This is a genomic window from Flavobacterium sp. ZB4P23 (genome assembly GCF_003970375.1).
In the GTDB taxonomy this organism is placed as follows: Bacteria; Bacteroidota; Bacteroidia; order Flavobacteriales; family Flavobacteriaceae; genus Flavobacterium.
In genome coordinates this window covers 108,592-131,640 of record NZ_RYDK01000009.1, presented here as the reverse complement: position 1 = coordinate 131,640, position 23,049 = coordinate 108,592, and the positions used below count along the sequence as shown (strand labels likewise).

The following is a 23,049-nucleotide window of genomic DNA, read 5'->3' as shown; positions in this document are numbered from 1 at the left end:
AAATAAGTATTTTTCGACTAAATCTGTTTTCGGACAGTTGATTTCTTTAATAGATGATTCAATGATTCAGAAAGCTGGTGTCCGAGCGGAAATAATCCCAACGGCTAGCGCGATGCCTCTGGCTCGTGCCCAATGTCATTAAGTTAAGGATTTTCATATTGTATCTTTATGATTTTTAAGTACTACAGTTCTACCTAAGTCTTAGTTATGTTTGCAACCGAGTGAATGAGATTGCTAAAAAATAAGAATAGTCACTGAATTCATACTTTATCCAGACTTATTTTCAATATAAAAATATCTTGAGCTTGTTTTTATGGTTTAGGAAGCGAACTTTTGATTTTTAAGAAAATTATAGGCTAGCATAAAAAATCATTCTTAAAATCTGCTATTTTCTAAAACTAATTTCATCCAACCCAATTGTGTATTCTGCACGTTGATTATTATTGACATCCCAAATTTCCATTTTTATTTGAGGAATTTTTTCCCCCCAATTAATTGTTAATAAGCCAAAATGGTTATCCATAATAGGGCCTTCAATTCTATTTTTGTTGGGTGTCGCAAATTGCCAGGTGGAGGAAAGTCCGCTGGAGGTAAAGTCGTAAATAGGATATAATCCGGGTTCTGTAAGTTTAGAAATTTCACCATAATGAACGTCTCCGGTCAAAAACAAAATACCGTTTGCTTTGGTTTTCTTGATTAGATCTAAAAATCTTTGTTGCTCCAGCGGAAAATTAGCCCAGCCTTCATACCCGTTGTACTCAATCCCAAACTGGGATCCTGAACCAATTAGGCGAAGATCAGCTGGTTTTTGTAGTTCTGTTTCTAACCATTTCCACTGTTCGGCTCCTAAGTATGTGGAATCCGGGTTTTGTACTGGTGCATAGTCCAAGGAGTAAAAATAACGTTTGTCATCCTCAAGTTCGTTATTATATAGCTTGTAATCATCCCGGAAAGTACGGTTGTCTAACAGGATAATCTGTACTTTTTTGCCTTTAGTTTCATACAAATAAGAGGTATATATTCCCTCGTGTTTTCGTCTTTCGGAAGCTATAGGTTCCCCAAAAAAATTAAGAAAAAGTTCTTTTGATTCTTTCTTTTTGGGATAATGCCTTCCTGCATCATTTTGGCCGTAATCGTGATCATCCCAAGTAGCTATGATAGGCATATTTTTTTTCAAATTTTGAAAAGTAGGTTTAGCTGCCAATCGCTCGTATTTGGCTTGCAGTGTGTGCATATTTTTAGTGTCACCGTAAATATTATCTCCCAGAAATATAAATAAATCTGGTTGGTGTTTTACCACGACATCAAAAATAGACAGGGAATTACTTTGGTTTGAACACGATCCAAAAGCAATTTTTGAAAGGTTCTTTTGCGAGTAACCATTGCAGGAAAGCAATGTTAAAACTGCTAAAAACAAGGGTGTTTTAAAGAGATTATTTTGAATCATTTTTTATTGTTTTGTTTTATAATTGTATTTAAAAGGAGATTGGTTGTCCAAAAAAAATAATGCTTCTCTACAAATCACATGGCGACTTTTAGAAAGTATTTTTAAACGGTGACAATTAAAAATATAGGTTTGAGTAATAATTTTGAACTTAATTATAAAAAAAAATCTTCCCAAATGTAATAAAAAAAGGGATCTAACTAAAATCACATTAGAAACGTATTGCTACTATATTACCTTAAAACAGATTGGTTTGCTGTTAATTAAAAGTTAAACCAATAGATTATATGTAATTTACAGGTGCTAAAATTTATTTTTGATATTGATTAACCAATAAAAAACCTATTAATGAAGAAATTTTTCATTTTAACTGCAATCGCAGCATTAATGCTTGTGCCTACAACCCAATTTGCACAATCGAAAAGAAAAAAAGATAAAAACACCACTGTAGCCCCTCCACCAGAAAAGAAACCAGAAGCTACCATCAAGGAATACAGCAAGGTGATTACCAAAGACGCCGTTTCTGACGAAGGTTTGTTTATGGTACACAAAGTGGACAAAAAATATTTTTTCGAAATCCCGAATAAATACTTGGATAAAGACATGCTTTTGGTAAGTAGGTTGGCTAAATTACCGGCTAATTTAGGAGGCGGATATGTAAATGCGGGTTCCGAAACCAATGAACAATTAATTATCTGGCATCGTTTTCAGGACAAAATTCTGATCAAATTAAAATCATTTAGTGCCGTTGCCAATGACAGTTTACCCATTAGTATTTCAGTAAAATCAAATAATTATGAACCTACTTTATTTGCTTTTGATATTGTAGCATTTAGTAAAGATTCTTTAAATACCGTTATTGATGTGACTAAATTTTATAGCACTGATGTCAAATCAATCAGCGGTTTATCTAGTGAAATGAGAGAAACCTATAAAGTAAAAGGCCTCGATGAATCCCGCAGTTTTATCAATACGATGAAAAGTTATCCTATGAATATTGAAGTGGTTCAGGATTTCACTTACAATGCATCTAAACCGCCTGTTCAGGAAGATGCAGAAACAATTAGCATCCAAATGAATCAATCGATGATTTTGTTGCCAGAAAAACTGATGCAACCCAGATTAGCAGATCCGCGAGTGGGTTGGTTTACCATGAGCCAGATTGACTATGGAAGTAATGAATTGAAATCCGACAGTAAAACCTATATCCGCCGTTGGAAATTGGAGCCTAAAGATCCTGTCGCTTACGCAAAAGGTGAACTGGTAGAACCCATCAAACCTATTGTGTACTATTTAGATCCTGCCACGCCTGAAAAACTACGCAAATACATTAAACAAGGAATTGAAGATTGGCAAAAGCCTTTTGAAACTGCTGGTTTTAAAAATGCAATTATTGCCAAAGATGCGCCTACTAAAGACGAGGATCCTGATTTTAGCCCGGAAGACATTCGGTATTCTGTGATTCGTTATGTAGCGAGTACGACGCGTAATGCGGTTGGACCAAGTGTTTCTGATCCCAGAACAGGAGAAATTATAGAGAGTGATGTTATTTGGTACCACAATCATTTGCGTTCCTATAGAAACCGTTATTTGTTAGAAACCGGAGCAGCAAATCCTTCAGCAAGAACCTTGAATACCAGCGACGAAGAGATGGGTGAAATGATGCGCATGGTTATTGCACATGAAGTAGGGCATGCGCTTGGTTTTCCTCATAATATGGGCGCGAGTTGTGCGTATGATACTGAAAATTACAGAGACGGTGCCTTTACTCAAAAAAATGGAATTTCAGCGAGTTTGATGGATTATGCCCGTTTTAATTATATCGCTCAACCTGGAGATAAAGACATTCGTTTCATACGCCAGATGGGGCCTTACGATCATTATGCTACCAATTGGGGATACAGAGTCATTCCTAATGCCTCTTCTCCGGAAGTAGAAGTGCCTATTTTAGACCAATGGATTATGGAAAAAGCAGGAAATCTTGTTTATAAATATGGGAAACAAAGCAGTAGTTTTGATCCAACTTCACAAACGGAAGATATCGGAAATAATTCCATGAAAGCAAGTTCATACGGACTTAAAAACTTGCAATATGTAGCTTCTCATTTATCAGAATGGACGAGTGATGTGACTAATAACTATGAGGATTTAGACGAATTATACAAAGAAATGCTGGATGTCTGGAGTAGATATGTGGGACATGTGGTAACGAATGTGGGCGGTGTTTATGAAACAACCAAAAAGCCAAACCAAACCGGAAATATTTATGAAATTGTACCAAAAGCAAAACAACAAGAAGCCATGCAATGGTTACAAGCCAATGCTTTTACTTCTCCAACGTGGTTGGTGAATGTAAGTACATTAAAAAATATTGATTACTCCGGTTACACAGAACGTTTTCGAAATTTACAAGCCAGACATTTGAATGCTATGTTGAGTTTTGAACGAATTGGTCGATTGATGGATGCGGAAATAATGGGAACTACTAATTATAAAGCATTGGATTTATTGAGTGATATGCGTAAAGGAATTTGGAAAGAAGCCAATTTAGCTTCGAATGTGACTATTTACAGAAGAAATTTGCAACGCGCATACATTGAAAGAATGAGTTATCTGATGAAAGAAGAAATTAAATCCGGACGTTCTTCTGACTATTATAATGTGGCTCAGTCCGATGTGAGAGGATTGGTGAGAGGCGAGTTGAATGCATTAAAAACCACCTTAGCAGTTGCTAAAACCAGAGTTGTAAATGCAGAAACAAGATACCATTATGAAGACGCGATTAAAAGAATTGAATTGATTTTAAATCCAAAATAATCAAAACTTAGATTCTGTTTTACAAAAAAAATCCGCTTTCGAGCGGATTTTTTGGTGTTATAAAAAAGATTTTATACTATGAAAATGATTTACTTCAAAGGAAATGTAGCTTCGAAAGCCTTAAATCTGGACTCTAAATCATTTAGCAATTGTTTTTTTACAGAAGCCTCTTTGATGAAACTGTACTGAATGCTGTTGTACACATATTGCTTTATATCTTTAAAGGAAACGTCTTTGTATCTTTTGGCTAACAAGACATATTGTTCGGTCATATTCGTGCGTAAAATCCCTGCATCATCCGTACTAATTACGATTGGCACGCCAAATTCTTTATATAAAGTCAATGGATGACGGCTTTCTTTTACCTTCAAAATAAACTCATTGCTTACTAAATTGATTTCGATAGGAATGGTTTTCTTTGCCATATAACGGAGCAAATTATACGAATCTTTCTCGTAGGCCATATCTACTCCGTGCCCAATACGGTTGGCTCCTGCAGTATAAACGGCTGATCCAATATGCCACGTTAACTCTTCTGGTTGTACCAAACCAAGCGTCAACTCGCCGGCGTGCATTGTATATTTTACATTTGGATAACGGGAATGACAGTATTTAAACATTAGCATGTGTAACCAATAATCCTTCATCGAGGTTTCGCCATCTTCCGGAGAAACAATGTTAACTCCTGCCATCAGTGAACTTTCATCTGCAGATATGAATGCGATTACCAGATTTTTGAATAAATCTACGGGTTCCATAAATCGCAATACAAAATTTTGATACCGCATTGTAAATTGCTTGTCATCGATTTTAAGGTCTTTGTGCAGCTTAGTAACAAAATTGGTATTGAAGGCTTTAGCATAGGATTCGGCATCTTTTTTTAGTAGTGAATTGTACACCGAATCCAATGATTTTAAAACTGCTTTTTCATCTTTTGCTAAAGCTGATTTTCGTAATCTGGAATTGAATTTTGTTAAATCATCGGTATTCATATCTGTTGGGATTGTAGACAATTGGGTTTCAATATAACTGACATTTTCTGAAATAGCTCTGTTTTTAAGTTCCAATAATCCTTGTCCAAAATTCCCTTTGATGGCCGGTTCGAACTTCATAAATGATTCGAAAAATAACTTGTCGGATGGATAATCTACATCATTATAGTCTTTTATAGACCACTTTTGCATGATTTTTTGCTTATATGCTTCTAATGTTCCGTTATTTTTCAATGTCGAAAATAGTAGCCAGTTTCCCGTTGCTGGTTTTTCTTTTAACACATCCATCGTCTCAATATTGAGATAAAAATCGTCTGCAATAGCGCGTTGCAATATGGATTCAGCGTAAATGGAACCTGAGAAATGATGATGCAAATCACCGCCTTTTGGCATTTGCGAAAAGAAAGCAGTTAGTTCCGCTTCATTGTTTCTGATCTTTTCAAAATAGTCATTCGTGGATTGTGAGTAACTATTATTTAAAAAAAGTGCGAAGAATAAAGTATAGAGTAATTTCATGATTTTGTAATTGTATTGATAGTATTTTACTGGTTCTTTTTTCAAAACGGTTTTTTTGCTTTTAAGCTTTTAATACAAAGGATATTTTTTTATGCTTGAATCTATTGATGTGGCATTTAAACCCTTGTTTTTGAAAAAAAGATATACCTTTTGCCAAATTTAAGCAATTTCACTTTCTGTTTGGTGAAACAATTAAAAAGTTTTATTTTTGCAACTCTTATGAAAAACGGTACCATTCTAATCTCTCAAGGTACTCCGCCTTGATTTATAGTTTTTAAATCAAAAGAGTTTTTTAAAAACATTTTATCACATTTTTTGTCGACACAACTTCTTTATATGAAATTGTACCCAAATATTCTTATTATAATTATCACATGAAAAAAGTATTTAACTTATTTGATTTTTCACGGCAAGTCAATTACAAAACTGAAATTTTAGCAGGATTAACCGTGGCTATGACTATGATTCCGGAATCATTATCTTTTGCAATAGTAGCAGGTTTTCCGCCATTGATGGGTTTATATGCGTCTTTTATTGCGGGATTGATTACGGCTGTCTTTGGTGGTAGACCGGGAATGATTTCTGGAGGAGCAGGAGCAACGGTAATTGTTTTAATTGCTTTAATGAATTCAAATGGATTAGAATATGTTCTTGCAGCAGTTGCTTTGGCAGGAGTTTTACAAATTTTAGTAGGGCTTTTTAAACTTGGAAAATTTATCCGACTGGTACCACAGCCCGTTATGTTTGGTTTTGTAAATGGATTAGCCGTAATTATTTTCATGTCGCAATTGGATCAATTCAAAACCTTTGTTAATGGTAAAAGCGAATGGCTTTCTGGAACTTCTTTCTTTATTATGGTAGGATTGGTTGCATTGACAATAGCAATTGTGGTGTTGCTACCCAAAATAACAAAAGCAGTTCCATCTTCATTAGTGGCAATTATTGTGGTATTTGGACTGGTTTTTTTCTTTGGAATTGAGACTAAAACGGTGCGGGATATCGCTTCCGTAAGTGGCGGTTTTCCACCTTTTCATATTCCTAATATTCCTCTTAACCTGCAAACGTTACAAATAATATTTCCTTACGCATTAATCATGGCTTCTGTGGGATTGACAGAAGGGTTATTGACCTTGAACTTAGTCGATGAAATAACTGAAACAAAAGGCAAAGGAAATAAAGAGTGTATCGCCCAAGGAAGTGCTAATATTTTGAATGGTTTTTTCTTTGGGATGGGAGGTTGTCCTATGATTGCACAAACATTAGTTAATCTTTCGGCGGGTTCCAGAGCGCGATTATCAGGAATCATTGCTGCACTAACCATACTTGTAATTATTTTGTTTGGTGCTCCAATAATTGAACAGTTGCCTATGGCGGCTCTGGTTGGTGTCATGATTATGGTAGCAATTGGAACATTTGAATGGGCGAGTTTCAGAATCATCAATAAAATGCCAAAACACGATATTTTTGTTGGGATTTTAGTGGCACTAATTACTATAGTATTACACAATTTGGCTTTAGCCGTCTTAGTTGGAGTCATCATTTCTGCATTAGTTTTCTCTTGGGAAAGCGCCAAAAGAATTAGGGCTAAAAAATATCTAGATGATAAAGGAGTGAAGCATTACGAAATTTATGGGCCTTTATTTTTTGCTTCAACAACCGCTTTTTTGGAAAAATTTGATATTTTGAATGATCCAAACGAAGTCATTATTGATTTTAAAGAAAGTAAAATTACCGATATGAGTGCTATTGATGCCGTAAATAAAATTACAGAGCGGTATGCAAAAGTCGATAAAACGGTTCATTTGCGACATTTAAGCGAAGATTGCAGAGTGTTACTAAAAAACGCGGATAGCGTAATTGACGTAAATATTTTAGAAGATCCTACTTATAAAGTTGTTGTTGATTAGCTTTACAACTTGAAGCTATTCAAAAAAGAATAGCCACAGATTCACTGATTTTATTTTTTATTCGAATTAAAATCATTAAAAATGTAGCGATAATCTTATTGCTTATTTTTATAATAAGCTATACTTTCATCGCCTCTGCTGCTAATCATCCTGTTTTGAGAGCGGCATTGATAGAACTATTCAGTAAGTTGTCGCCACAAATGAACAGCGTATCTGATATTTTTATTTCCGAAACAGCAATCGTATTTCGCACACTTGCCTGATTAGGCAAAGCATAGTCAATGTGATACGCCTTTAGAATTTTCCACGAACTTATTTTTGAACCAAGGGGATTTATTTTATCTTTTAAATTCCCAACGGGAGCAAAAAGAGTGGCAAGTGCGGCCGATGGTATTCAGAATGGATCTGCCAGTCTAGCTCCCACAATAATTACATCCTGTTTCATAGCTTTTTGATAAATTTTCGTATAAAAACAGACCAAATAGAGTTTTATAGTCACTTAAATAAACGACAATTTAAATTTTGATTATTGTTGCTGTATTTGAAATTGCATCATTAAGTCAATTTGTTCGTCATTTCCTAAGGTAAAAATGTGTTTGTCAAATACTACAAATCCATTTTTAGTATAAAATCGAATGGCTCGGTGATTTTCTTCCCAGACACCAAGCCAAATATAATCAACGCCAGTACGTTGTGCAATCTTTTTTACTTCGTTCAGCAACAGTTGCCCAATGTTTTTACCATGAAAAGTTTGTAAAACATAAATCCGATGTATTTCTAAAGCATTTTTGTTTATGTTTTCCGTTTGAGCATCACCAATGTTTATTTTTAAATATCCAACGATTTCTGATTTTGAAATGGCTACATAAAAAAAGGAATTTGGATTGTTCAATTCAGTTGTTAATTGTACTGCATTGAAGTTTTTTTCGATGTAATTAGTGATGTTTTCAGGGGTGTTTACAGCGGCATAAGTTGCTGTAAATGTTTGGATACTTATCTTTTGCAGTTCTTTAAGATCAGCGATTGTAGCTTTTCTAATTTCAATTAGATTCATGTTGACCTACTCTTTGTGTTATTTTTAAACTCAAAAATACCAAAAAAAAGGTTGCTAAACTAAATCCTCTAGTACACTATTAAACAAATTAGTTTAAAGGCTCTTGATTTCTTGATTTCAATTAGTACTTTTGGGAGAATTAATAAAAAGCGCTCGAAAGAGTAATGTGTATGAAAATTGTAATATCGCCAGCCAAGTCGTTAAATTTAGAGAAACAGCTACCTACGGAGTTGCACACCCAACCTTTGTTTTTAAAAGAATCGCGAGAAGTCCACAAAGTTTTAAAAGAGATGAAGCCTGCTGATTTATCAATTTTGATGAGTATTTCAGATAAGCTAGCTGATTTGAACTGGAAACGAAATCAAGATTGGAAAACACCTTTTACCACTTCAAATGCACGTCCGGCTGTGTTTACTTTTGATGGTGATGTGTACATTGGATTAGATGCGTATTCGATTCCAGAAAAAAAAACAGAAGCTTTACAAGATCGTTTAAGAATCCTATCCGGTTTGTATGGCTTGCTGAAACCATTGGATTTAATTCAGGCGTACAGATTGGAAATGGGCACCAAATTACCCATTGGCGAAAGCAAAAATCTGTATGAATTTTGGAAACCAATCGTTACAAAAGCTTTAAATAAAGAGCTCAAAGAAGACGAATTGTTTGTCAATCTTGCAAGTACGGAATACTTTTTGGCAATTGATGTCAAGGCGTTGAAAGTTCCTGTGATCACTCCGGAATTTAAAGAGTACAAAAACGGAAAATTAAAGATCATCAGCTTTTTTGCCAAAAAAGCTAGGGGAATGATGGTGCGTTATATTATTGATACGGATGCTCAAACGATTGAAGATTTAAAAGGGTTCAATTATGATAGCTATCAATTTGATGCAAATTTATCGGAGGGCAATCATTTGGTTTTTACCCGTTAGAGACGCTATTAATCGGCTCTTTATTAATGCATGGCATCAGCAGGATTGATTTTGTTTTTCCCTTTTTTGATAAAAAAGATGATTGGAATACAACACAGAAACATAATTCCCAGATACAGAAAAATATCCATATACGATAAAACGGTACTTTGTTTCATCACTGAATAATCAATAACCTGATAGGCTTTTTTCAGCGATTCATTAGCACTAAATCCTTTTGACATAAACCCTTTTTGCAACATTATAACGCGTTGTTGGACTTCGAACTTGCTGGCATCTAAATTTGAAATCAAATTTACTCTGTGTTCCTGACCAAATCTCGTGATAAAGGTGGTGATAATTGCTATTCCAAATGAACCTCCCAATTGGCGCATCATTCCTGTAAAGGCTGCCCCTTCGCCAATATCCTTTCCTTTTAAGGTGGAGAGTGACAGTGTGGTTATGGGTACAAACAGCAGTCCCAATCCTATTCCTCTTAAAATTAATCCCCAATACAAATGCTCAACACCCGTATTAGGAGTCAAGCTGTTGTGCATCATTAGGGTAAAGAAAAAGAAAATCAAAAAACCAAGACCCACCATATAACTTTGCGGAACACCTCTTTGAATTAGTTTACCAATAATGGGCATCATAATAGCAGTGGTGATTGAACCCGGAATAAGCAATAATCCTGCATCTGTAGCGGTCCAGCCTAGAATGGTTTGGGTGTAAATTGGAATTATTAATGTGGAACCATAAAGACCAAAGCCTAATATGAAACACATTATGACACCAATTCTTAGATTTCCATCTTTTAAAACCTGCAAATTGACAATAGGATGTTTGTAGGTCATTTCTCTCCAAATGAATAATACCAGGCCAAAAATGGATACCGTACTCAAGAATATAATTATTTTATTGTTGAACCAGTCATCTTGTTGTCCGTGTTCTAGAACATATTGCAAAGAACCAATAAACACAGTCAACAGAAAAATCCCCAACCAATCGACCTGATTGGCTTTTAGTTTTTCGCCATATTTAGGACTTTTAACAAAAGTTAAAGCTAGAATAGTAGCTATGATACCAATGGGAATATTGATATAAAAAATATAAGGCCAAGAGAAATTGTCAACAATATAACCCCCTAATGGCGGACCCAAAGTAGGTCCCACGATAACTCCCATTCCATAAATAGCCTGTGCCATACCTCGTTTTGCAATGGGATAACTCTCTGTTATAATGGTTTGTGCGGTCACTAATAAAGCACCACCGCCCAAACCCTGAATAAATCTAAACGTAATAAGTTCCCATATATTATTGGCATTGCCGCACAAAAAAGAGGCTACTGTAAAAATGATAATGGAAGTCACAAAATAATTTCGTCTTCCAAATTGTTGTGAAAGCCAGCTGGTCATAGGGATTACAATCACGTTTGCAATAGCATAAGCGGTAATGACCCAAGCAACATCATTTAATGTGGCACCCAGACTTCCTCTCATGTTTGTCAGTGCCACATTGACTATAGTGGTATCTACGATTTCAAGTAAAGCACAAAGTACTGCTGTGATCGTAATAAGAACTCGTCTGTAGCCATATTCTACTAAATCGTCTTCTCCTGCTTGTGCCATTTATACTAAAGTGTAAACTATCATTTTATTAAAAGAGGTGCCGTTTTTAATTCAAAAAAAACAGCTTTAATCTAAATGTACATCAACATCTACATTCATTCCCGGACGCAGTAATTTTATTTTTTCAGGGTCATTTGTTGGAATCAAACTTATTTTAACAGGTAATCTTTGAATGGTTTTCACAAAATTTCCTGTGGCATTATCTGGCGGTAATAAGGAGAAACGGGATCCTGTTGCTGGGGAAAAGGAAGTAATGGTTCCCTTGAAATCATATTCGGGATACGCATCTACTTTTACGATTACTTTTTGACCAATAACCATTTTGTTGAGTTGCGTTTCTTTGAAATTAGCAACTACCCATGCTTCATTGTTGTTGATAATATAAAATAGGGATTGCCCTGGTTGCACTAGTTGTCCCGGCTGAATATCAATTTTTGATACCTGACCATCAATAGCAGCAGTGATAGCAGTGTAGGTTAAATTTAATTTTGCGGCATCAAGCATTGCTTTTGCTCTTTGTATATTGGCTGCAGCCACTTCTGTCTGTTTACCTGAAACTTTAGATTTAGCTATAATAACTGATTTTTGAAAGGCAGTGGCTCTTTCCTGTTGTTGTAACACGCGTACTTGACTTTCAGCTTCCAGTTTGGCGGCTAAAGCCTGTTCGTATTGTTGTTTTGTGATCGAATGGCTTTTGTATAAATTATCATATCGATTGTAATCACTGGTTATGCGTCCCAATCTTATTTTTGCGGATTCGATATTACCACTTGCAGATCGTACATTGGCATCCGAAACAGAAATACTGGCTAAAGCACTTCCTATATCAGCTTTAGTAACTTCAAAATTACCTTCAGCGCCAATCATTGCAGCATGTGCTTCTTCAATTTTTAACTGGTAATCCCTTTTGTCAATGGTAAAAAGCGTATCGCCTTTCTTTACAAAATCATTGTCCTTGATGTACACTTTATCCACATATCCTGAAACTCTTGGGATAATTGGGTTCATGTTTTTTTCAATTTGGGCATCATCAGTTTCTTCGTGAGATTGTGAATGCAGGTATTTAAAAGTTCCGTACGTCCCACCTAAAACTACCAATGCCACTAGGATTATGATAAATTTTGTATTTGTTTTTTTGTTTTCCATGGTAGGTATATTATAATTTTGAAAGTGTGAAGGTTTGAGATAATTGGCCGGTTACCGAGAGTAACTCATAGTATTTTTGAATGGTATTGGCTTTGGCCAAAGTCTTATTGATTTTAGAACTCAATTGCTCTACATCAGCCTCCAGTAAATCATTAGTGTCCGAAAGACCATTATCATATTTATCTTTGATGATTCTGTAATTTTCAGAAGATTGTTCCAGCGCTTGTCCATATACAACATCTTGTTTTAAAGCTAAATCATAATCTTCAATCGCTTTTTGAACTTGGATTTTAATATAATCCGTTAGTATGGCTTCAGAGTTTTGGACTTCTAAAAATTTATTTTCGGCCAGCCGCACTAAAGTTCCGTTTTTTAGAATGGCACTCAAATCATACGAAAGCCCGATGCCTATATTCATCGCGTTTTGCACCGTAATCACATTGCTCAGGTCTAATGCCGTATACCCGCCAACTAACGCAATGGCCGGATAGTACGACCCTTTAGCTATTTTTATATTGGCTTCACTGGCTTTTCCCTGAAACCGAAGGGCTTCTAAATCCTTCCGATTTTCTAGTGCCGGTAATTCATTTTCAGGGATATTAGTCATTTGGAAATCGGCAAAATCACGCTCTCGAATCTCTAATTTTGTGTCCGGATTTAGTTTTAAAAGCGTAACCAGATAAAAGTTGATGATTTTTAAATTATTATTTGTTTCGTCTAATGACAATTGGATTTTCGAAGCCTGTAATTGGGATTTTAACAAATCATTTCTGGGGATAATTCCGTTTTTTTCAAGGGCTATAAAATCGTTTACCCGCTGTTGCGCACTTTTTTGATTTTCTTTTAGTAGTTCAATTGTTTTCTGGGCTTTGTATAAACTGGCATAATAATCAATCACCCGCAACGCAATTTCCTCCTTTGTTTGCAATGCCGTAGCCATTTCTGCCTGATACAAATTTTCATAAACGGTGATGCTATTTTGAATTTTAAAACCTGAGAAAACCGGAACACTAGCATTCAACTGTCCAATCATCAATTGATTGACAATTGGGAGTGCTTCCTGAGTTCCTGTATTATTTTGATTGAGTTTGAAATTAACGGAAGCATTTGCTAATCTTTGGTATTGCCCTGAAAGTTTCAAATCAGGATATTGATTGTTTTTGGTAGATTGCAGTTCGTACTTTTTAGTTTTTACTTTTGTATTGGCTAGTGTAACTTCATTACTTTTGGCCCAAGCCAAATTGATGGCTTCGTTCAATGTTAAACTTGTTTTTTCTTGCGCTGCTGCAGATGAAATTCCAATGAAGAAAATCACAATGAGCATGAATGGACTAACTTTCATACGTAGATAATTTTTGTTTTTTGTAGGAATATGGAATTCGCATAGGTCTTTATTATTGTTTGCATAGCATTTCTGGTGTGCCCATTTCATAGATCAGAAGTGCCTTTACAGTTTGTTGAATGTGCGTTGTCAAATTGGTTTTGATGTAATTATTGTATAAATCTTCAGTTTTCAAGTTTAATAAATTTTCGAAGAAAGGTTTGTTCATGTGAAAATGAAAAAAAGTGCCCAGAATTGTGGGTGTGATAAGCGGAATAATAATATCTTTTCTGAAAATGCCTTTATTCTGGCCTTCTTTAATTATAATTTCAAGGGATTTTAGATTTCCTTTTTTTAATTCTGAAAAAACTGAAAGATTTTGTTTGCTTTTTTTGGAGGGGAATTCAAAGTGTAATATTCTATAAATCCCTCGATTACTATTGATTCTGTTGATGTACAGTTCAATCAGCTTATTGATTTTGTCAAGGGGTTCCAGATCTTCCAGTAATAAATGTTCTAATTGATTTTTAAGATCTGAAGTTCTGTACACTATAAGCGATTCCAGTAGTCGCTCTTTGGACCCAAAATAATACGAAACCATAGCAATATTGATTTTTGCTATTTTTGCTATGTTCCTAATCGAAGTACCGTCAAATCCCTTTTCTGCAAAAAGAGTTTCTGCAACTTCCAGGATTTGAATTTGTTTGTCGTTAAAATTACGTTTCAAGAGAATTTAATTTTTTCAAAAACAAAACTAAACAAGCGTTTAAATTAAACAACCGTTTGGTTTTTATTTAACATTGTTTTAACATTTTAAATAAAGCCGAACGGTTTTTTTTATTTTTGATAGTCTCAAAAAGGAAGGTTTCGGGAACGGTGACTTCTATCTAAAATTGTGAATATCTATTTTAGGAATAGTAAATTTAGTTTCCTTTAAAATCTATCTTTGACATCCTAAAAATAAAATAAAATGAGCACAACTTGGTACGAATGCAAAGTGAAATATAGAAAAACAGATGAAACTGGCGGGCAAAAAATTACGACCGAACCCTACTTGGTAGATGCGTTATCTTACACAGAAGCCGAAAGCCGAATTAATGAAGAAATGTCAGCGTATATCAGTGAAGAATTCAAAATCACGAATATAAAAGTGGCTAATTATGCTGAGATTCATCCTTTTGAAAATGCAGATCGCTGGTTTAGATCTAAAGTTTCATTACTCGCCTATGACGAAGAAAGTGGCAAAGAACGCAAGACCAATATGTATTTATTAGTGCAAGCCAATGAGGTAAAAGAGGCTTATGATAATACTATCAGTGTGATGAAAGGCACGATGGGAGATTATACGATTCCTGCTATTTCAGAATCTCCTATTATGGATGTTTTTCCGTATTTCAGTGGAGAAGAAGGAGAATTGGAACAATTAGAAAGGTTCAATGCAATCAAAGCTTCTAAACCGGAAGCAACTGTCGAGATAGAAGATCACATGGAGTTTGAAACCGCACTTGAAGAAGAAGTTGCAGTTTAAGACAAATTGTATTAAATAAAACTCACCGCAAATTCGCAAATTATAGAAACCGTTGCTAACTGTTTTTATCTGCGAATTTGCGGTTTTTAAATTTTAATACTAAGTTTTTTATAATTCCAATTGGTTCTGTCTAGCCAAGACTTTCTCGTATGCTTTTCGTGGGCTTCCTCTAAAATAAACTTCACCACAATAGGTATAACCTGAACTTTCAAAAATTTTTATCATGGCAATGTTGTCAAAATTGGTGTCTGCTTTTATGCTGTAAATGAGGTTGCTTACCGCAAAATCCTCAATGTGTCTGAGAATCATTTTAGCCAAGCCTTTGCCTAAATACTTTTCAGCAATAGCTACGCGGTGAAGTACAACAAAATCATCATTGGTTAACCAGTTTCCTTCAATTTTCTCATAAGCAGGCTCGTCATTGATTAATACCGCACTATAGCCAATGATGGTTTCTCCTTCAACCAAAACAAATCCTTCCCCTTTTTCTATATCTTTTTGTACAACCTCTGGATTTGGGTAACCGTCTTGCCATTGATTGCTGCCGTCTTTTTTTCTTCGAATGATAGCTTGTTGTAATATCTCCCATATTGGAGATATCTCAGAGGATTCTGCTTTTCTAAAGTGATACTTGATCATTGTAATTTAAGTTTTTTAGGGTATTCGCTAAAGTATTTCTGCCGCTTACAAAGGGTACTAAATTAGGTTTTATTTTTCGTTTTTTTTTAGCTTTGGTCTATAAAAGAGTGTTTTTTTATACTCAAAAGAAGCTGTAGAGTACAAATGAATCAACTTCTGGAACGTTTATGGAATGACAGAACAGAACTGTTGAATAAAAAAAAGACTACAGCAATTCCTGAAATTAAACTAGAGTCAAATTTAACAATGATAGCGGTGGTGGGCATCTAACACTATTTGTCAATAGATAAAATACGTTTTTTATGTTTCATAAGTGTGTAAATTATTCGAGCGCAATACCCAAAACAAATCCTAAAGTATTCTAAATTGTATTGATTTACAGTTTTTTATTTCTGAATTTTGATATCTAAAGATAGATCATGAAAAAGAAAATTCTGGCCTTAGGAAGTCTAACATTGCTCTCAGTAACTTTATTCGTAATGAATCTGTGCCACTCTACACCTAAAAAGGTAAAGGCAATACAAAATTTTGATAAAGACAAATTTCTAGGCAACTGGTACGAAATTGCACGGCTGGATTTTGTTTTTGAAAAAAATTTAAACAATACCACAGCTAAATATTCACTCAATAAGGATGGAAGTCTTAAAGTGATAAATCGGGGTTTTAATTTTATAAAGAACAAATACGTTGCAGCTACAGGCAAGGTTAAGTTTGCGGGCGATTCAAACACCGGAAAATTAAAAGTTTCTTTTTTTGGTCCATTTTATTCAGGGTACACCATTATAGCACTTGATTCGGATTATAAATATGCTTTGATGGCTGGGAGAAGTCTTAAGAATTTATGGTTTCTTTCACGAGATAAAACAATGCCTCAAAATATAAAACAAGAGTATCTAAAAACAGCACAAGACCTTGGCTACAATACTTCCCAGCTCATTTGGGTCCAACACAATTAATTGATACAATTGAAAACGTACTTGCTTATTTTCAATAATTGGTACTTAGTACGTTCCAATTGATGCCGTAAATTGTGCAGGAATGTATGAAAAAAAATATTTATTAATTTTTTCAGGAAAAATTAGAATAGTATTTTTGCCACATGAATTTATCCAAATCAAGTGTTTTGTTTATGGCAGCCTGCACTGGACTTATTGTTGCCAACCTCTATTATTGCCAACCCTTAATTATTTTAATAGCATCCGAATTTAAAATCCCCGTAACGGATTCCGGTACAATAACCTACCTGACGCAAGCAGGTTATGCTATTGGACTTTTTTTTATGGTTCCGCTTGGCGATAAGATTGAACGTAAAAAACAGATTTTAATCACCACTTTTGCCTCAGTAATAGCCTTGATTATTGCGGCTACTGCCCAAAGTTTTGTGGTGCTAGAAATTGCTTCATTACTTATAGGTATTACTTCTATAGTGCCACAATTGATTTTACCTTTGGCTGCCTCTTTAAGTAAGCCGGAAGAACGGGGTAAAGTGGTAGGGACCATTATGAGTGGTTTGCTTGTGGGGATATTATTGTCTAGAACCCTTAGCGGCTTTATTGGAGATATTTGGGGCTGGCGAGCCATGTTTTGGATAGCCGCCGGAATATGTCTTTTTATTTTTTTTGTAATCTACAAGCAATTTCCATTCAATCAACCAGTATTCGGGGGAACTTACGCGCAATTAATCCAATCGCTTTTTTCTTTGATAAAAACCCAACCGTTATTGCGAGAAGCAACCGCGATGAATGTATTTTGTTTTGCTCAATTTGGAGCGTTTTGGACCACAATGGTGTTATTGCTTTCTGATGATCCTTTTCATTTTAATAGCGCAACAATAGGTCTTTTTGGCGTGGTGGGCGCTTCCGGAGCATTAGCGGCACCTTTGGTAGGTAAAATCGGAGACAAAGGCAGTTCTAGAGTTGTTGTGGGATATGGCAGTTTATTGATGTTAGTCAGTTTTGTTATTTTTTATTTTTCAGCACAAAGTATTATCGGAATAATTATAGGGATTGTCTGTATTGATATTGGTTTACAAAGTGTTCATATTTCAAATCAAACCCGTGTATATTCAATACTTCCAGAGGCACGAAACCGTATGAACACCGTGTATATGTCGTTTAGTTTTTTAGGAACTGCGGCAGGTTCAGCTTATGGTTTGATGTTATGGAAATATGGAGGCTGGAAGGCTGTTACTTTGGGTTGCATTATTTTGTCATTATTAGCATTAACTGTGTATGCAGTTACTTATAAACGCAAAGACAAAGTGCAAAAAGTACAATGAATTGAGTATTATAAAAAAAGCGCAAAGTATTTTGACTTTGCGCTTTTTTTATAATACTCTGAAATACTTTAAAAAAAAATATAGTTTTTTACATGAGTTTGCCAAAGAAAACAGCATTCCAAAATAATTTTTCTGTTCCCAGCCAGAAGGCTCGGAAATTAGTATTGTCTGTGAAAATTAAAATAGCTCCATCTCCTTTTCGAATGGCTTGAAACGGTACCGTTTCTTTTAACAACTCCAGTTTTGGTTTCGAAATGTAACCGCTCAACAATGGATTTTTAGTATACTGGATTGGATTGCTAAAACTATTTTTATTGGGTTCAATAAAAATAGAGGAGTTTCTGAAAATAGGCATCATATTTCTTGGCATTCCATAATTAATAGGATGTGATAAATCTAATCTGGTTTCAAATATTGCCCCGCCAATCTCTTGTGCTCCCTTGAAATCACTAGTTTGTTCAAATGAAATTGCTTTAGCTTCATTTTTAGTAGTTTTCAAAGTTAATTCAATTAATTTACTATCATTCAGCCATTTAATAGCATCCTGATACGCAATTAAAGTTCCTCCACTTTGAGTCCATTGCTCTATTTTAGCTGCTGTAGCTGGTGAAAGTCCACCATAATTTCCATTGACCATGATCAAAGTCGTATAACCACTTAGAGTCACTCTTTGTAGTTGTTCCATATCTATTTTAGTCAATGGAATTTGTGCTTTTTGATCAAATAAATGCCATAATTCTCCCGCATCTGATGGATCAACACCACGTCCCACGACCATAGCTACTTTAGGCATGGTAAGATTGACTAGATTGGGATTTCCTAAATTGGCACCATCAGTAAACCCGGTTTCTACGGCGGTAATAGCAATAGCGTATTTCGGGATAATTTGGTTCAGGTACGCATACATTTCATCTGAACTCATTGTCTGATTCTGAACAGGTACTAACAAACTCCCATAGGAAAAAGTTTTTCCGTTGTGGACAAATGGTTTCTTAGTGGTTTTTATACGCAGTCCTTTGGCCTGTAATTGGTATAAAAGTTTAGGAGAATTGTAGTCAGTCCATTCGATTAGGTATCCTACATCACTTTTTTGATTGACCGTTCCGGGTTTCAATACATTTTCGTAACGTGCCCCGGCTTGTGAAAGGGAATTCAGTTCCTCAAAATTTAAATTGAAAGCCAGATCAAAATTCCATGCTGAAATGTCATAAAAGATACTGTCTTTGAACTTGGTTTGTCTATCAAAAATAGCGTGTATGAGCTTTGAGTTTTTTTGTTCCATGGGAATAATAATACTCAAATCTTTACTGAATTTCTTTTTGTTGATGGTGATGTCTTCTTTCAATTGCAGCATTTCAATTTTATGCTGGCTAAGTATTTTGGCGAGTTCTTGAACTTTAGTAGCATCTTTTTCATCTCCAAATACATAGCCTTTTGTTTTGTTTCTTTTACTTTCGGCACTGGAATTAGTAAAAAAATCGCGTTGGTATTCCAGCAACTCTTTTCGCATTTCATACGCAGCCTGTACTGATGACAAGCTGGTTGTAAATTGATTTTTGATGGTAAATGGAAAAGTGATTATTCCGTTTACGCTTTGTTGGGCATGTCCTCTTGAACTCGCTTGTTCAAATAAAATACCGATACCTCCATTGATGTCAGGATAGGTAGATCCTTTGCCGTAATAAAAGTCATCAAAACCATCTTCGACATAATAAAAACTTCCAATTTTATCCAATGCTTTGGCATGGTAGCCTGCAATTTTTTTGGTTAGTTTTTGGTTTAATTCAGGAGTGAGTGGGTTGGTGCGACTTTGAACTCCCGGCTGAAAAAAGTAAGTCGAATTAGTTCCCATTTCGTGAAAATCACACAATACATTTGGCATCCATTTCCTAAAAGTCCTAATGCGCGCCTGACTTTCAGGAAGTTGAACGGGAAGCCAGTCTCTGTTCATGTCAAACCAGTAGTGATTAAATCTTCCGCCTGGCCATGCTTCATTAAATTCTCGGTCATTAGGATCTGTTACTAAGTTTTTACTTTTATGGCTGTTCACCCAAGTTGAAAAACGATGCAAACCATCTGGATTTAAACTTGGATCTAATAGAATAATCGTATTATCCAGCATTTTCTTTAGTTCAGGACTTTCTGAGGCTGTAAGATAATAGGCCAGAGCAATTGCGGCACCGGTTCCGCTGGATTCATTTCCATGGATTGAATAGCCTAAATAGAGTACGATAGGCAAATTAGATACATCCGAAGCATTAGTATCTGAATCCGATAAAGCGAGGTGTTTTCTATGAATTTCATCAATTTTTGCTAAATTTTCAGGACTTGAAATGGTAAGTAATTGTAGTGGACGGTTTTCATAAGTGTAACCGGTTGTTTCTATTTGCACTCTGTCAGAAGCTTTTGCAATAGCTTCCATAAAGTGAACTACTTGATTGTGATCAGTATGCATTTCTCCTAATTCAAAATTAAAAACACTTTTAGGTGTCGGAATTTTGTCATTGTACGTTTCGTTTTGCGGCAAAAAATACGCTAGCGGTACTGGTCTTTCTTGCGCATTGCAAATGAAACTAAAAAAGAATAAAAGGTAATAAATAGATTTCATAGATAAATAGGTTTTTAGTGGTGACGGTATAAAAAGAATCATTTGAATACAGGTTGTGTTAGAATTACATCAAAGATTAAATTTCAAGTGGCTTTAAATAGGATCCTTTTTAAGACAGAAAATTGGAAGAAATTTCAAGATGATTTATCAAATGTAACGTTTTAGTGAATAGGTTCAAATAAATTAATTTTGTAAATTTGCATTTCAATAAAAATTAAAAAGCAATGGAAAACGGAATATATGCTAAGTTCAACACCACAAAAGGGGCTGTTTTAGTAAAACTAACACACGATTTGACTCCTGGTACAGTTGGGAACTTTGTAGGATTAGCAGAAGGTAACTTAGAAAATAAAGTTAAACCACAAGGAGTTAAGTTTTATAATGGATTAAAATTTCACAGAGTAATTCCTGATTTTATGGTACAAGGCGGTTGTCCACAAGGAACAGGAACTGGAGATCCAGGGTACAAATTTGATGATGAGTTTCATCCAAGTCTAAAACATGATCGTCCGGGTGTTTTGGCGATGGCGAATTCAGGACCAGGAACGAATGGTTCTCAATTTTACATTACACACATTCCTACGGAATGGCTGGATAATAAGCATACTGTTTTTGGTCATGTAGTTGAAGGTCAGGATGTCGTTGATGCTATCGCTCAAGGCGATGTTTTAGAGACTTTAGAGATCGTTAGAGTAGGAGATGAAGCTAAAAATTGGAATGCAATTGAAGCTTTTATTAGCTTTAAGGGATCACGGAACAAACGTGATGCCACTTTGAAAGCCGATGCTGAAGCTGCGATGGAAAAATTAGCTGCGGGTTTTGAAAAAACAGAAAGTGGACTGCGTTACCAATTCATCCAAAGAGGAGAAGGTAAAAAAGCAGAAAGCGGAAAAACCGTTGCTGTTCACTATGAAGGTTCATTAGAGAATGGAAAAGTGTTTGATTCCTCTTATCCAAGAAAAAAACCAATCGAATTTAGATTGGGGCAAGGTCAGGTTATTGAGGGTTGGGATGAAGGAATTGCCTTGTTGCGTGTAGGTGACAAAGCACGTTTTGTGATTCCATCTCATTTAGGGTATGGATCTCGTGGTGCCGGAGGAGCAATTCCGCCAAATGCTACTTTGATTTTTGATGTAGAATTGATGGAAGTAAAATAGTTTTTAGTACTCTTTTCAGCGACTAGAAAAGACAAATACAAAGAATCCCAAAACGAAAGTTTTGGGATTTTTTTATACCGCTTATTTTACTGTACTTATTTTTATATTTTTTCGCTTATTTTTAAGGCTTTTTTATCGGAATACTTAATTGTCAATATTTATTCTTACTTCTTGGTAATTGGCATCATAGCGCCAGGAAAAACCAATACCTCCATACAGTGCAGATGGAGTATCTTTAAGACTTGTACTTATTGAGGCATCAATTTGCATGTCTTTATTTAACAAATAAGCAGCGCCACCACGAACTATTGCATCGCTGTAAAAATCACTTTTGAACCCCTGATTTTCTACAAATCCGGACCATTTGTCATTAAACCCTCTAGTCAAAGTTACCACGTAGCCATAACTCGGGAAATCAGTTGTAATATAGTCAGCAATGATATTCGTTACAAAAACCCACCTGCCATCACCTAAATGATTTTGGGTAATCAACATAATTTTTGGAGATATACCGGATTCAGTGGAAAAAGAATACGGATTGTCTGCCATTGTAAAATTAGCTCCTGCAAACACAGATACAGCAGGTATTAGTTGATGCCAGTCAAAACTGCGATTGGCTTTCCAGCTGTAGAGGTTTGTTTTTTTTTCATAATTCCGGAAAGGATCATACACTAAATATTTAGCTCCCAGAACCGTTTGCTTGAAGTCTGCACGATTGCTTTTGTTGAATAAAGAAGTGTACAGTTCGTTTTGGTATTGTATATCGGCTATCAATTCCAGCTTTTCCATGAATAATCCCCATCGCAATGTGGCATCAATCCCAAAACCGTTTGCATCATAGTTCAATAAACGATGGTTTTGTTTGATCCCGTAAACACCAGTTTCTATTTGGATAACAGACTTTCCAACAGCAAAAGCCGACATGGTTTCACCCGGTCTGTTCGAATTGATTTGATCCGTATGTTGCCCATAATGAATACTTGGAATCATTGAGAGAGCTACAATTAGTAAGATTTTGATTTTGGACATCTTATTTTTTTTAGTTAAAAAGTAACAACGCTTTTCAAATGTACTATATTTTATTATTTATTTAAGAGAGATAGTTT

General features: G+C 35.2%; 17 protein-coding genes. 7 read left to right on the top strand and 10 right to left on the bottom strand.

Annotated features, from left to right (window positions below; genetic code table 11):
* Positions 1-385: 385 nt before the first annotated feature.
* Positions 386-1,447, bottom strand: a complete 1,062-nt coding sequence (locus EKL99_RS14145; RefSeq protein WP_126577162.1) for an alkaline phosphatase D family protein — start codon at positions 1,445-1,447, stop codon at positions 386-388.
* A gap of 345 nt (positions 1,448-1,792) precedes the next feature.
* Between EKL99_RS14145 and EKL99_RS14140 the strand changes: the two genes are divergently transcribed.
* Complete coding sequence (locus EKL99_RS14140; RefSeq protein WP_126463440.1) at positions 1,793-4,261, top strand: zinc-dependent metalloprotease; 2,469 nt, start codon at positions 1,793-1,795, stop codon at positions 4,259-4,261.
* Positions 4,262-4,350: 89 nt separating this feature from the next.
* Here EKL99_RS14140 and EKL99_RS14135 read toward each other — a convergent pair whose 3' ends face one another.
* Positions 4,351-5,814, bottom strand: a complete 1,464-nt coding sequence (locus EKL99_RS14135; RefSeq protein WP_231507452.1) for an adenosine deaminase — start codon at positions 5,812-5,814, stop codon at positions 4,351-4,353.
* Positions 5,815-6,143: 329 nt separating this feature from the next.
* Here EKL99_RS14135 and EKL99_RS14130 point away from each other — a divergent pair, with 329 nt between their 5' ends.
* Positions 6,144-7,676: a SulP family inorganic anion transporter gene (locus EKL99_RS14130; RefSeq protein ID WP_126555426.1), complete on the top strand. Its 1,533-nt coding sequence runs from the start codon at positions 6,144-6,146 to the stop codon at positions 7,674-7,676.
* 526 nt (positions 7,677-8,202) lie between these two features.
* Here the strand turns inward: EKL99_RS14130 and EKL99_RS14125 are convergent.
* Complete coding sequence (locus EKL99_RS14125; protein ID WP_126463434.1) at positions 8,203-8,730, bottom strand: GNAT family N-acetyltransferase; 528 nt, start codon at positions 8,728-8,730, stop codon at positions 8,203-8,205.
* Between the two features lie 170 nt (positions 8,731-8,900).
* Here EKL99_RS14125 and yaaA point away from each other — a divergent pair, with 170 nt between their 5' ends.
* Complete coding sequence (gene yaaA, locus EKL99_RS14120; protein ID WP_126463432.1) at positions 8,901-9,659, top strand: peroxide stress protein YaaA; 759 nt, start codon at positions 8,901-8,903, stop codon at positions 9,657-9,659.
* A 23-nt stretch (positions 9,660-9,682) separates the two neighbouring features.
* On the opposite strand, the gene EKL99_RS14115 is transcribed toward yaaA, so the two are convergent.
* The 4 genes from EKL99_RS14115 to EKL99_RS14100 all read right to left on the bottom strand — a co-directional run bounded on the left by EKL99_RS14115 (position 9,683) and on the right by EKL99_RS14100 (position 14,460).
* The gene (locus EKL99_RS14115; protein WP_126555429.1) at positions 9,683-11,266 is read right to left on the bottom strand and encodes an MDR family MFS transporter; all 1,584 of its coding nucleotides are present in this window, start codon (positions 11,264-11,266) and stop codon (positions 9,683-9,685) included.
* A gap of 66 nt (positions 11,267-11,332) precedes the next feature.
* Positions 11,333-12,412 carry an HlyD family secretion protein gene (locus EKL99_RS14110; RefSeq protein WP_126463428.1) on the bottom strand — a complete coding sequence of 360 codons (1,080 nt, stop codon included), beginning with the start codon at positions 12,410-12,412 and terminating at the stop codon, positions 11,333-11,335.
* A gap of 10 nt (positions 12,413-12,422) precedes the next feature.
* On the bottom strand, positions 12,423-13,754 hold the full coding sequence (locus EKL99_RS14105) for a TolC family protein (RefSeq protein WP_126463426.1): 1,332 nt from the start codon (positions 13,752-13,754) through the stop codon (positions 12,423-12,425).
* A gap of 52 nt (positions 13,755-13,806) precedes the next feature.
* A complete protein-coding gene (locus EKL99_RS14100) occupies positions 13,807-14,460 on the bottom strand; it encodes a TetR/AcrR family transcriptional regulator (protein ID WP_126463424.1) in 654 nt (217 codons plus the stop codon).
* Between the two features lie 243 nt (positions 14,461-14,703).
* Between EKL99_RS14100 and EKL99_RS14095 the strand changes: the two genes are divergently transcribed.
* Positions 14,704-15,261: a DUF4494 domain-containing protein gene (locus EKL99_RS14095; RefSeq protein WP_126455916.1), complete on the top strand. Its 558-nt coding sequence runs from the start codon at positions 14,704-14,706 to the stop codon at positions 15,259-15,261.
* A 108-nt stretch (positions 15,262-15,369) separates the two neighbouring features.
* On the opposite strand, the gene EKL99_RS14090 is transcribed toward EKL99_RS14095, so the two are convergent.
* Positions 15,370-15,900 carry a GNAT family N-acetyltransferase gene (locus EKL99_RS14090; RefSeq protein ID WP_126555440.1) on the bottom strand — a complete coding sequence of 177 codons (531 nt, stop codon included), beginning with the start codon at positions 15,898-15,900 and terminating at the stop codon, positions 15,370-15,372.
* A 419-nt stretch (positions 15,901-16,319) separates the two neighbouring features.
* On the opposite strand from EKL99_RS14090, the gene EKL99_RS14085 reads away from it, so the two are divergent.
* Together EKL99_RS14085 and EKL99_RS14080 are read left to right on the top strand one after the other, a co-directional pair.
* Positions 16,320-16,856, top strand: coding sequence for a lipocalin family protein (locus EKL99_RS14085; protein WP_126463420.1), 537 nt, complete (start codon positions 16,320-16,322; stop codon positions 16,854-16,856).
* A gap of 143 nt (positions 16,857-16,999) precedes the next feature.
* Positions 17,000-18,178, top strand: a complete 1,179-nt coding sequence (locus EKL99_RS14080; RefSeq protein ID WP_126577161.1) for an MFS transporter — start codon at positions 17,000-17,002, stop codon at positions 18,176-18,178.
* Positions 18,179-18,266: 88 nt separating this feature from the next.
* Here the strand turns inward: EKL99_RS14080 and EKL99_RS14075 are convergent, their stop codons facing one another.
* The gene (locus tag EKL99_RS14075) at positions 18,267-20,786 is read right to left on the bottom strand and encodes a M14 family metallopeptidase (protein ID WP_126577160.1); all 2,520 of its coding nucleotides are present in this window, start codon (positions 20,784-20,786) and stop codon (positions 18,267-18,269) included.
* A gap of 224 nt (positions 20,787-21,010) precedes the next feature.
* Between EKL99_RS14075 and EKL99_RS14070 the strand changes: the two genes are divergently transcribed.
* Positions 21,011-21,943 carry a peptidylprolyl isomerase gene (locus tag EKL99_RS14070; RefSeq protein ID WP_126455419.1) on the top strand — a complete coding sequence of 311 codons (933 nt, stop codon included), beginning with the start codon at positions 21,011-21,013 and terminating at the stop codon, positions 21,941-21,943.
* A gap of 144 nt (positions 21,944-22,087) precedes the next feature.
* Here EKL99_RS14070 and EKL99_RS14065 read toward each other — a convergent pair whose 3' ends face one another.
* The gene (locus EKL99_RS14065; RefSeq protein ID WP_197037254.1) at positions 22,088-22,972 is read right to left on the bottom strand and encodes a transporter; all 885 of its coding nucleotides are present in this window, start codon (positions 22,970-22,972) and stop codon (positions 22,088-22,090) included.
* Positions 22,973-23,049: the final 77 nt, after the last annotated feature.

Excerpts from the sequence above, each read along its gene's own strand:
- EKL99_RS14075 (WP_126577160.1), bottom strand. The coding sequence starts at position 20,786 with ATGAAATCTATTTATTACCTTTTATTCTTTTTTAGTTTCATTTGCAAT.
- EKL99_RS14110 (WP_126463428.1), bottom strand. The coding sequence starts at position 12,412 with ATGGAAAACAAAAAAACAAATACAAAATTTATCATAATCCTAGTGGCA.
- EKL99_RS14125 (WP_126463434.1), bottom strand. The coding sequence starts at position 8,730 with ATGAATCTAATTGAAATTAGAAAAGCTACAATCGCTGATCTTAAAGAA.
- yaaA (WP_126463432.1), top strand. The coding sequence starts at position 8,901 with ATGAAAATTGTAATATCGCCAGCCAAGTCGTTAAATTTAGAGAAACAG.
- EKL99_RS14140 (WP_126463440.1), top strand. The coding sequence starts at position 1,793 with ATGAAGAAATTTTTCATTTTAACTGCAATCGCAGCATTAATGCTTGTG.
- EKL99_RS14090 (WP_126555440.1), bottom strand. The coding sequence starts at position 15,900 with ATGATCAAGTATCACTTTAGAAAAGCAGAATCCTCTGAGATATCTCCA.
- EKL99_RS14080 (WP_126577161.1), top strand. The coding sequence starts at position 17,000 with ATGAATTTATCCAAATCAAGTGTTTTGTTTATGGCAGCCTGCACTGGA.
- EKL99_RS14115 (WP_126555429.1), bottom strand. The coding sequence starts at position 11,266 with ATGGCACAAGCAGGAGAAGACGATTTAGTAGAATATGGCTACAGACGA.
- EKL99_RS14070 (WP_126455419.1), top strand. The coding sequence starts at position 21,011 with ATGGAAAACGGAATATATGCTAAGTTCAACACCACAAAAGGGGCTGTT.
- EKL99_RS14085 (WP_126463420.1), top strand. The coding sequence starts at position 16,320 with ATGAAAAAGAAAATTCTGGCCTTAGGAAGTCTAACATTGCTCTCAGTA.
- EKL99_RS14065 (WP_197037254.1), bottom strand. The coding sequence starts at position 22,972 with ATGTCCAAAATCAAAATCTTACTAATTGTAGCTCTCTCAATGATTCCA.
- EKL99_RS14105 (WP_126463426.1), bottom strand. The coding sequence starts at position 13,754 with ATGAAAGTTAGTCCATTCATGCTCATTGTGATTTTCTTCATTGGAATT.
- EKL99_RS14145 (WP_126577162.1), bottom strand. The coding sequence starts at position 1,447 with ATGATTCAAAATAATCTCTTTAAAACACCCTTGTTTTTAGCAGTTTTA.
- EKL99_RS14130 (WP_126555426.1), top strand. The coding sequence starts at position 6,144 with ATGAAAAAAGTATTTAACTTATTTGATTTTTCACGGCAAGTCAATTAC.
- EKL99_RS14095 (WP_126455916.1), top strand. The coding sequence starts at position 14,704 with ATGAGCACAACTTGGTACGAATGCAAAGTGAAATATAGAAAAACAGAT.